Genomic DNA, 544 nt, shown 5'->3' with positions numbered 1-544 from the left:
CTTTCTGATCCGTTAAGACTCGTGATTAAAGACAGGCTAAACGATAAAGGTGCATTGAACGTGTTCCGTGGTGGCAATAAGCAAGAAGAGGTACAGATGCTGATTTTAAAATTGTTTTCATGGTTTCAACATCTGATTTTTGTATGGTAGGTGGTACAATAGGAATATGATGTGCTTTTATGCCATATTCGTGTGCTGCTGCTTTAATGGTGGAAAAATCAGGTTGATGAGGATCTTCTTGATCGGGGCGGTTACAGATAATTGTTTTAAAGCCAGCTTGTGCTAATGCTTTGATATTTTCAACGCTGATTTGGGCGCTGATAAAAATATCAGGGCCAATATGTTGTAAGTTCATCTTTGGTTGTCCTAATAGCTATAGCTACATGAATTGATCTGCTATGCTATATTATTAAGGTGAAATAATTTGATGATAACAAAAATGGCCTCTATGTAGAAAAAAATACATCTCGTTGGAAAAAAAAGAGCCGCGATTATTAAGATATTTTATCTCCCTTATACCAATAAAAAAAAGCCTTTTCTGGCC

At 36.0% G+C, this 544-nt stretch carries 1 protein-coding gene; it reads right to left on the bottom strand.

Annotated features, from left to right (window positions below):
- Nucleotides 1–25: 25 nt before the first annotated feature.
- Nucleotides 26–355, bottom strand: a complete 330-nt coding sequence (locus J7R05_RS07630) for a protein tyrosine phosphatase family protein (protein WP_208541806.1) — start codon at nucleotides 353–355, stop codon at nucleotides 26–28.
- Nucleotides 356–544: the final 189 nt, after the last annotated feature.

This window comes from Bartonella capreoli, from assembly GCF_902813205.1.
GTDB lineage: Bacteria > Pseudomonadota > Alphaproteobacteria > Rhizobiales > Rhizobiaceae > Bartonella > Bartonella schoenbuchensis.
The sequence above is the reverse complement of the archived record's forward strand: the minus strand, read 5'-3'. Positions and strand labels throughout refer to the sequence as shown.

Coding starts and splice junctions, on each gene's coding strand:
- J7R05_RS07630 (WP_208541806.1), bottom strand. CDS start 355: ATGAACTTACAACATATTGGCCCTGATATTTTTATCAGCGCCCAAATC.